General features: G+C 57.0%; 9 protein-coding genes. 3 read left to right on the top strand and 6 right to left on the bottom strand.

Annotation, left to right across the window (positions count from 1 at the left end; translation table 11 throughout):
- Positions 1–68 precede the first annotated feature (68 nt).
- The gene (locus RAC89_RS13770; protein WP_306614134.1) at positions 69–257 is read left to right on the top strand and encodes a YqaE/Pmp3 family membrane protein; all 189 of its coding nucleotides are present in this window, start codon (positions 69–71) and stop codon (positions 255–257) included.
- A gap of 82 nt (positions 258–339) precedes the next feature.
- Here the strand turns inward: RAC89_RS13770 and RAC89_RS13765 are convergent, their stop codons facing one another.
- Entirely contained in the window at positions 340–747 is a 408-nt protein-coding gene (locus tag RAC89_RS13765) for a DoxX family protein (protein ID WP_306614133.1), read from the bottom strand.
- A gap of 155 nt (positions 748–902) precedes the next feature.
- Between RAC89_RS13765 and RAC89_RS13760 the strand changes: the two genes are divergently transcribed.
- Positions 903–1,571 carry a thiamine diphosphokinase gene (locus RAC89_RS13760; protein ID WP_306614132.1) on the top strand — a complete coding sequence of 223 codons (669 nt, stop codon included), beginning with the start codon at positions 903–905 and terminating at the stop codon, positions 1,569–1,571.
- 69 nt (positions 1,572–1,640) lie between these two features.
- Here RAC89_RS13760 and RAC89_RS13755 read toward each other — a convergent pair whose 3' ends face one another.
- The 3 genes from RAC89_RS13755 to RAC89_RS13745 form a co-directional block, all read right to left on the bottom strand.
- On the bottom strand, positions 1,641–3,728 hold the full coding sequence (locus RAC89_RS13755) for an ABC transporter ATP-binding protein (RefSeq protein WP_306614131.1): 2,088 nt from the start codon (positions 3,726–3,728) through the stop codon (positions 1,641–1,643).
- A 30-nt stretch (positions 3,729–3,758) separates the two neighbouring features.
- Positions 3,759–5,501 carry an ABC transporter ATP-binding protein gene (locus tag RAC89_RS13750; protein ID WP_306614129.1) on the bottom strand — a complete coding sequence of 581 codons (1,743 nt, stop codon included), beginning with the start codon at positions 5,499–5,501 and terminating at the stop codon, positions 3,759–3,761.
- Positions 5,502–5,638: 137 nt separating this feature from the next.
- Positions 5,639–6,358, bottom strand: coding sequence for a DUF554 domain-containing protein (locus RAC89_RS13745; protein ID WP_306616094.1), 720 nt, complete (start codon positions 6,356–6,358; stop codon positions 5,639–5,641).
- 172 nt (positions 6,359–6,530) lie between these two features.
- On the opposite strand from RAC89_RS13745, the gene RAC89_RS13740 reads away from it, so the two are divergent.
- Positions 6,531–6,794: a hypothetical protein gene (locus RAC89_RS13740; protein ID WP_284643625.1), complete on the top strand. Its 264-nt coding sequence runs from the start codon at positions 6,531–6,533 to the stop codon at positions 6,792–6,794.
- 100 nt (positions 6,795–6,894) lie between these two features.
- On the opposite strand, the gene rnhA is transcribed toward RAC89_RS13740, so the two are convergent.
- Together rnhA and recQ are read right to left on the bottom strand one after the other, a co-directional pair.
- Positions 6,895–7,551 carry a ribonuclease H gene (gene rnhA / locus RAC89_RS13735; RefSeq protein ID WP_306614128.1) on the bottom strand — a complete coding sequence of 219 codons (657 nt, stop codon included), beginning with the start codon at positions 7,549–7,551 and terminating at the stop codon, positions 6,895–6,897.
- Between the two features lie 15 nt (positions 7,552–7,566).
- A complete protein-coding gene (gene recQ, locus RAC89_RS13730) occupies positions 7,567–9,375 on the bottom strand; it encodes a DNA helicase RecQ (RefSeq protein ID WP_306614127.1) in 1,809 nt (602 codons plus the stop codon).
- Between the last annotated feature and the right edge of the window lies 1 nt (position 9,376).

Here is a 9,376-nt window from a genome sequence, read left to right as displayed (position 1 = left end):
GCCGCCGCGAAACAAAAGCAATCGCAAAACGTATTACTAAGTAATACGCAATTGGAGGTGGATCTACGATGTATCTTTTGGCGATATTGCTTCCTCCTGTGGCCGTTTTGTTCTGCGGCAAGCCGTTTCAGGCATTTCTTAACCTGATTCTGACCCTATGCTTCTGGCTCCCGGGCGCCATCCATGCCTGCATGGTCGTTCATGAGCGCAAGCAGGACAAACGGATGGAGAAGCTTGCACGACATATGCACCAGTAATGGATTAAAAAAGGCAGCTTCCGTGACCGGGAATCTAGTATCCCGTGCCGGCAGCTGCCTTTGCTCTGTGGCCGCATTTTTGTTACTGATTCAAGCCTCCGCCCTGGACGGGAAGAAGGCTTCGTACTCGCCCATCCCGAAGCCACAGTCCTCCCCAAGCAAGAACGGCGAAATAAACAGGAAACAGCGTATGGGTAAACAGCGGGGCATCCATCCGCAGGTGGGTTGCGATAACTCCGCCAAAATAACCGGTCAGCAGCAGCGCTCCCAGGAACGACGTACGCGGGACGGCATACAGGATCGTGGAAAGCAGCCCGAGAATCCCAATGATCGCGATGTGATGCTCCCCAAAGCCTAGCGTAACGGTTCCTTCGATAACCGGTGCGGGCTTCACCAGCTTCATTATGCTGTCCATAAGCATGAATAAAATAGTAATCCCGCTCATGATACGTGCCGTCCATAGCCGGCCCTTGGACAATTTTCCAGTCATGTACATAACCTCCATTGTTTCATTTCATCGTTGCTTCTAAGATAACATGACCAAGGGGCAAGCGTTTCTCTTCGATTGCTATTTATTCATTGGTCTTAAATCTCTTTCCTAACTATGATAAAATAAAGCTATCATGAGCATACACAGGTGATAAGATGAAGCGTTCCGGCAAACGTGCCGTAATTTTCTCAGGCGGGCAGCTCGGAAAATGGGCATTGTCTGAGATAAGGGACAACGATATGCTGATCGGTGCGGATCGGGGAGCACTCTTTCTGGTACAGCAGGGGTACCGGCCGGACGTAGCGTTAGGTGACTTCGACTCGGTCAGCAAAGACGAGCTGCGGCAGATTGAAGCTTGCAGCAAGCACTTTACCGCGTGTGACCCTGTCATGAAGGACTGGACGGATACGGAAATGGCGGTTCGATTCGCCCTGCAGCAAGAGGTGAGCGAAATCCTGCTGTGCGGCGTACTCGGCACTCGCTGGGATCATTCGCTGGCGAATGTACACCTGCTTCGGCAAGCCTTGGATGCCGGCGTGGACTGCCGGATCGTCGATGCTCATAATGAGCTGACCTTGCTGAGCGGACCGTCGAAGCATAGCGTGGTCAAGGGGCGCTTCTCCCATGTATCACTGCTGCCGCTATGCCTGGAAGTGAGGGGCATTACCCTGCTGGGCTTTCAATATCCGCTCTACGAAGCGACCCTGACTCTCGGACAATCGCTCGGGATCAGCAACGTGCTGCTCGGCTCCGAAGGGAGGATCACCCTGCGTGAGGGGCTGCTGCTGGTGATCCAAAGCACGGACACGGCAGCCAAGGAATGAGCGCCAACACAAACAGACAGGGAACACTTCATCTGCCTAGGGCAGGAGTAGCGTTCCCTGTCTGTTGTTTTATGCGGTAACGGCACTCGTAGGATCCGCGTTGCCGGATTGCAGCTGGTACATCCGGTAATAGCGTCCTTGCAGCTGCATCAGCTGCTCATGATTGCCCCGTTCTACGATCTCTCCGCGGTGCAGCACAAGGATCTGATCCGCTTCGCGGATCGTCGAAAGCCGGTGGGCGATTACGAACGTGGTCCGCCCCTCGCTCACCACCTGCAGCGCCTGCTGGATCAGGCCCTCCGTCTCGCTGTCGATGCTGGCCGTCGCCTCATCGAGGATGAGGATCGCCGGGTCGAAGGCGAGCGCTCGCGCGAACGAAATAAGCTGCCGCTGCCCGGCGGACAGCGTGCTGCCCCGCTCGACGACCGGCTCGTCGTACCCTCCCGGAAGCTGCTCAATGAAGGAGGCGGCACCGACGTCAGCCAGCGCTTTTTTCACCTGATCTATGCCGATCTTGTCGTTATATAAGCTCACGTTGAACTTGATATCTCCGGCGAACAGGAACGGGTCCTGCAGCACGATGCCCATATGCTTTCGAAGGGCTTGCTTGGACATGCCCTTGATGTCCTGGCCGTCGATGCGGATCGAACCGCCCGTAGGCTCGTAGAAGCCGAGCAGCAGGTTCATGATGGAGCTTTTGCCCGATCCGGTGTGTCCAACCAGAGCGACCGTCTCCCCGCGCCGCGCCTCGATGTTGATTCCGCGCAGCACAGGCTCTCCTTCCTTATAGGCAAAGGTCACGTTGTCGAACACCACATGCCCTTCGGGACGCTGTACCTCCTCGGCCGCCTCCACCTCGGAGCCCTCCAGATCGAGTAAATAAAACACCTTCTCGGCCGAAACCAACGCGCGCTGCGCATTCAGCAGCTGGTCGAAAATCCCGATGATCGGCTGGAAGAACCGGCCCATGTAATCAATGAAGGCGTAGAAGACACCGAAGGAGATCGCCGTCTGCAGCGATTGCCCGCCGAAGTACCAGATCGTGCCCGCCGTAAAGAGGGAACCGACCAATCCCGTAAAGTTCCGGGAGGACAACGAGAACACCCGTATTTGCTTGATGTTGTTCACATACCTGTCGTGGTTGAGCACCTCGAACTCATCCCGGCGCGCCTTCTCCTGTCGGAACGCCTGCAGTATCGGCATAACGGCGATCGATTCGCTGATCATCGCGTTCATATCGCTCAGACGGGAACGCATGACCTCGATGTACTTTCTCGAATACTTGAGATGCACCGCCATTACTACCGTAAAGAGCGGCACAAAGAGCAGCGCCACCATCGCAAGGCGAACATCAAGCAGGAAGAGCGCGATATAAATACCTGCAATGTTGATTGTACTGACCACGAAGGTGGCCATGAAGCTCATGAACAGATCGCGGATCGCTTCGGTATCGTTAGCGATACGGGAGACGACCTGGCCGATCGGCGTGCTGTCGAAATAGCGGATCGGAATGCGCTGAATATGATTCATAAGGTCCATCCGCATCCGTTGAATAATACGAAGCGCCGTCGTCTGGAGGGTATACCCTTGGATGTAGTGCATGGTGCTGCCGGCGATCAGCAGCCCGACGAACAGCCCGAGCCAGCCCAGCACCGGCTTGAAATCATGCTGGTAGAAGAGGCCAATCTCCGCCGTCGTCAGCTTCGTCCCGGCATAGGTTTCCACAACGCCTCCGGCTCGGGTGACCTGTACCTTCGCTTGCCCCCCCGAAGCAGGCGCCTCCTCCGCCAGCTTCCAGTCGCCGCTATAGTCGGACGGCTCCCGTACGAGATACATCCCTCGCTCCAGCTGCATGATGCGTACCGGCTTGCCGAAGTCCGTCCCACCAGCCGGCGCCCAGTCCTGACGAATGTAAGCCCGGCCGCTCCAGTCCACCCGCTTGATTCCGGTAGGCACCCGGCCGGGCTCCGCCGCTTCGTACCACGGCTGCTGTATACCCGCGATGTGCTTGTCGATGATGGTTTTGGCGATGAAAGGACCCGCCAGCTCCACGCCTACCGCACAGCAGAGAACAAGCAATGCCGCCAAAATTCTATATTTAAATATAAGTGCATAGTTCAGTAATCTTCTTGCCTTCGAAGGCTTATCGGATTTCATTGTATTCCCATCCCTCCTTAACCGCCCCGCTTATTCCTGCAAATTCGCCTCCAGCTGCTGCCGCTCGAACTGCTCTTTGTACCATCCTCCGAACAGCATGAGCTGCTCATGCGTCCCCTCTTCTATGATCCGCCCATCCTCCAATACTACGATCCAATCCGCATGCATGACGGCGGAGAGACGATGGGTGGCGATCAGCGTTGTTTTTCCTGCCCGCTCGGTTCGGATATGCTGCAGGATGGCGCTCTCGGTTCGGGCATCGACCGCTGACAGTGAATCGTCGAGAATCAAAATCTCCGGATTCACCAGCAGCGCTCTCGCAATGCTGACCCGCTGCTTCTGGCCCCCGGACAGCATCACGCCGTTCTCGCCGACGACTGTTTCCAGCCCTTGCGGCAGCTGGGCGATGTCCTGCGTGAAGGAAGCCATCTCGATGGCGCGCCGCACCTGCTCATCCGTGGCTCCCGGCACGCCTAGGGCAATGTTTTGCCGCACCGTCTTCGAGAGCAGAAGATGCTCCTGAGGCACATAGCCGATCCAGCTGCGAATCCTCTCCACTGTCAGCTGCTCAATAGGGATTCCGGAGATGCGAACCTTGCCGGGCTCCACCGGATAGTAGCGAAGCAGCTGCTTCAGGAGTGTACTCTTGCCGCTGCCGGTTCGGCCCACAAGGCCTAACGTTTGCCCGCGCTCCAGGGTTAAGGACACATCCCTCAGACTATCGCTCGAAGCACCGGGGTAGCGGAACGTCAAGTGGTCCAGCTCAATCCGGCTAGGCAGCTCCGCCTGCGCAGGCTGCGAAGGATCCTGAACGTCCGATTGCTGAGCGAAGCTCGCGGACAGCCGGTCCACCGAAGCCGTCCCCCTCTGCAGCACATTAATAAATTCACCGAAAGCGATCATCGGCCAAATCAGCATCCCGAGGTAAATGTTAAAGGAAATCAGCTGCCCCAGCGTAATCTCCTGCTGAAATACCAAATACGAGCCATAGCCGATGCCGATCACATAGCTCATCCCGACAATCAGGGAAATAATCGGATGAAACAGCGCATTGATCGCCGCTACCTTCATGTTCTTCGTCATGACGTCCTGCGTCACCCGGTCGAAGGACTCCAAGTCATGCTTCTCTTGCACATACGAACGGATTACCCGCATGCCGGAAATCGACTCCAGCGCCTGATCGTTCATTTTGCCGAAGGCCGCCTGCGCGGCAATGAACCGCTTCCGGGTTTCCTTCCCGAGCCGGCTGATGGCCATTACGACGAAAGGCATCGGAATCAGTGCCGCCAGCATCAGCTTCCAGCTGATCAGGGAGACCATCGTCGTAATGACAACCGCTGTGCCGACGACGGTATTGACCAAGGTCATGACGCCGTAGCCTGCCGTCTGGCTGATAGCCAGCACGTCGTTCGTAGCAAGTGCCATCAATTCTCCCGTGCTGTTGCGTTGAAAAAAAGAAGGCGCCATCCGCGTCAAATGCGCCAGCAGCCGGGTGCGCAGCAGCTTTTCCAATAAGATGGAATTGCCGAACAAGGTTGTGATCCAAATGTAAACCATTCCGTAGACAAGCAGCGCCAGCCCGACGAGGAGGAGCACGGATTGCTGAAGCTCTCCTGCCGTCAGCGACCCGGTGCGGATGCTGTCAATGACCGACCCGATCATTCGCGGCGGAATAATGCCCAGTATGTTCACCAAGGCCATCAATCCGATCGCGACGGCATAATGGATCCAGCGGTCCCGGAAAAACCATGAAAGTCTCATAATAAACGACATTGTGAGTAAGCCTCCTTTTCACACACCTTTTAACATACCATAATTTGGGTGGTTTGCCATCGGAAAGTTTGAGTTAAACGATTCCGTACACGACAAAGAAGCCCTTCGGTTGTGAAGGGCCCTCCTAAGTACAGCGTCTATCCGCTTATCCAGTTCAGCAGAGGAACGGCCGCAGCCGCAATGAGAATCGACGGCAGCAGATTCGCCACGTGAATCCGGCGAATGTCCAGCACATTCAAACCCAGCCCCATAATGAGCACGCCGCCGACAGCGGTGATCTGCGTCAGCATTTCGGTCAGCATCACTTGATCAATCAGCGCGGCGATGAGCGAAGCGGCCAAGGCGATGGCTCCCTGATACAGAAATACCGGCACGGACGAGAACAGCACCCCGATTCCGAGCGTCGAAGCAAAAATGATGGCCGTAAAGCCGTCCAGCATGGCCTTCGTATACAATATATCGTGGTTGCCGCGCAGTCCCCCGTCCATGGCACCCAGTACAGCCATCGCTCCCACGCAATACAGCAGCGTTGTACTGACGAAGCCCGCAGCGATGCCGCCCTGCTTCATGCCGGGTACGACGGCATTCACCCCGCGCTCCAGCAGCTTGCCGAGCCGCTCCAGTCCCTGCTCCACCTTCAGCAGCTCCCCGATCAAGCCGCCCAGGACCAGGCTCGACACAATAAGCAGGAAATCGCTTGACTTCAATGTCATGGAAATTCCCAACGCAAGCAAGGCAAGTCCGATCCCCTGCATCACCGTTTGTCTGATCCTATCGCGCATTCCCTGCAGAAATAAACCTAGAAGCCCTCCGGCAATAATCGCCAGCGCGTTGACAATCGTTCCCCATAATGCCATTCTTTTGTTCCTTTCCTTATTGTCTTGCATGTCATGCAGACCCGAAAACACTTGTACCATCATAACGCCGACGAGGATTTTTGACAACGGGTTGATTCGCACCCGCCTTCATACTTCGCACCAATCAGGGTATACTAACGCTCGAATTCGATGAAGGAGGGTTATGGAAGCCATGGCAAACAACAAAGACATGAACCCGATGTCCGGGGAAGAAGTCGAAACCACCGGCGTGTATGCGAATGAAGACGGACGAGAAGAGACACTAAAGCGCGGTGATGTGTTTCCGTCCGACTTGACGCTCGGCAAGACGGAGTGGGAGCTGGTCAGTCTCCCTCTCGAGAGCCAGGAAGCGGAGCTCTTTAAGAACACGAAAGCCAACACGGAGAAGCGCCAGCACATCAACCAGGGCCACGCAGAGCCGAACCGGGCTGAATAGCAAGCCATCAGTAGACAAAAAAGAAGAGCGTCCTTCACGGTCCGCCGCGGAAGACGCTCTTTGTTATAGAAGGAAATTTCCCCCGGAATGCCCCAATTTTTTACTTCCGCCCGTAGTCGGCTTTGATCTCGCCCCAGGCTTTGGTATCCCACTTGATAATCTTGTTCGGATACTTATTGTTCTGCAGCCAAGCCTCCGCCCGGTCCACCAAATCCCAAATCTCCTTCGTAGACGCATCGCGCACCAGCGTGGAGGCTACCTTCTTCTTCTTGACCCAGCTGATCGCCGTCATGGAGTCGCTATACACCGTCATGCCGCTGCCCTTCTTCTTCAGATAGGCCAGCGCGTGCACAATCGCAAGAAATTCACCCATATTGTTCGTTCCCTTGGAGATCGGAGGATGCTGGAAAATGACCTCGCCCGTCCGCGTGGACACGCCCTTGTACTCGACGATGCCGGGATTGCCGCTGCAGCCCACATCCACGGACAAGCTGTCGAGGTCCACCTCGGGCGCGAGCTCCCCGCCCGTGGAGCCTGACGACTTGGTCTTGGCTCCCGTTCCGGCAGCGCTCTTCGCCGCCGCGCCGAACGTCGCCTTCCACCCGCGGGCCAGCGCCGCCTTCGCCTCCGCCTCGCTCTCGAACGCTTTAAATTTCGCTTGCGGGAAGCCGTTCGTCTGCGTCTGACACTCTGCCCAAGAGGTGTAGATGCCCGGCTGACGGCCCTCCCATACTACATAATACTTCGACTTTGCCAACGCCAGTCCCCGTCCTTATCCGTTTTGCCTTGCTTCCTGCTGCTGCAGCTGCTTGAAAAAGTCGATAAAGTACGCTCCGTACTTGAAAAACTTCGCTTCCCCGACGCCCTTGATCTTCAGCATCGCCGCCGGATTGGTCGGCTTCACGCCGCACATCTCGCGCAGCGTACTGTCCGGGAACACGATGTAAGGCGGGATGCCCTCTCGCTTCGCGATCTCGGAGCGCACGCGACGCAGCTCGTCGAACAGCTCGCTCTCCACGTCCTGCACGGTCGCCGCAGCCGGCTTCACGCGGACCTTCTGCACGACGCGCTCCTCGCCCGTCAGCACGGGAGCCGCCTTAGGCCCGAGCTTTAGCAACGGGTACTTGCCCTCCGTCAGCTGCAAATATCCTTCCGCCGTGAGCAGCTGAATCAGGTCGACGATCTCCTTCTCCGTGCGCTTCGCCATGAGCCCGTACGTGCTCAGGCTGTCGAAGCCGAACTCCAGCACCTTCTTGTTGCGGGAGCCCTTCAGTACCGACGCCACAAGCGTCGTGCCGAACCGTTCGCGCATGCGGCGGACGCAGGAGAAAATCTGCTGTGCTTCCAGTGTAATATCCGTCAGCTGCCGATCAGGACTTGCACAGCTGCTGCACTTCCCGCAATCGCCTGCCGGCTCCCCGCCGAAGTACCGCACGATGTAGCTCTGCAGACATTGTGCCGTGTGGCAGTAGTCGGCCATCTGCTGCAGGCGGCGATACTCCTGAGCCCGCCGCTCCGGGTCACCCACCGACTGCTCGATGAGGAACTTCTGGATGTGAATGTCCTGCGGGCTGAACAGCAGCATGCATTCGCTCGGTTCGCCGTCACGGCCCGCACGACCGGCTTCCTGATAATAGGCCTCCATGTTTTTCGGCATATTGTAATGAATGACGTAACGCACGTTCGATTTATCAATCCCCATCCCGAACGCGTTCGTCGCAACCATCAGCCGCACCTCGTCGTACAGGAACTGCTCCTGCATGGCCGCCCGCTCTTTATCCGTCAACCCGGCATGGTATTTGCCGACGGACAGCCCTTTGCGCTCCAGCAGGTCGTGCAGCTGGTCGACGTCCTTGCGCGTAGCCGCATAGATGATCCCCGCGTCGCCCTTATGGTCCCGGATGTATTCCAGCATCACATCGCGCTTGTTCTCGCCCTTGATCACCGTAAAGCTCAGGTTCTCCCGGGCGAACCCGGTGACGAACACCTGCGGCTCCCGCAGCCGCAAATTGGCGACCACATCCTCTCGCACCTGATCCGTCGCGGTTGCTGTAAAGGCCGCAAGCAGCGGTCTCCCGGACAAATGCTTTACAAGCTCATGAATGCGCATATAGCTCGGGCGAAAATCATGTCCCCATTGCGACACGCAGTGCGCCTCGTCCACCGCAATCATCGGCACCTGCAGCTCGCCGAGCAGCTCGATGAACCGCTCCGACTCCAGACGCTCCGGCGCTACGTACAGCAGCTTGTATTCGCCGCGTGCCGCCTTGCGGATCCGATTTTCCACCTGCGGGTACGTCAGCGCACTATTAAGATACGCCGCCGGCACGCCGATGCTGTCCAAGCTGTCAACCTGATCCTTCATCAGTGAAATCAGCGGAGAAATGACGATCGTCGTCCCCGACATCATCATCGCCGGAATCTGATAGCAGATCGATTTGCCGCCCCCGGTCGGCATAATGCCCAGCGTATCCGAGCCGGACAGGATACTGTCGATCACCTTCTTCTGTCCGTCGCGAAATGCAGGATAGCCGTAATATTTGCGCAGCAGCTCTTGTGCCTGCTCCATCGTGCCAATCATC

Source organism: Paenibacillus sp. GD4, from assembly GCF_030846225.1.
Classification (GTDB): Bacteria; Bacillota; Bacilli; order Paenibacillales; family NBRC-103111; genus Paenibacillus_G; species Paenibacillus_G silviterrae.
The sequence above is the reverse complement of the archived record's forward strand: the minus strand, read 5'-3'. Positions and strand labels throughout refer to the sequence as shown.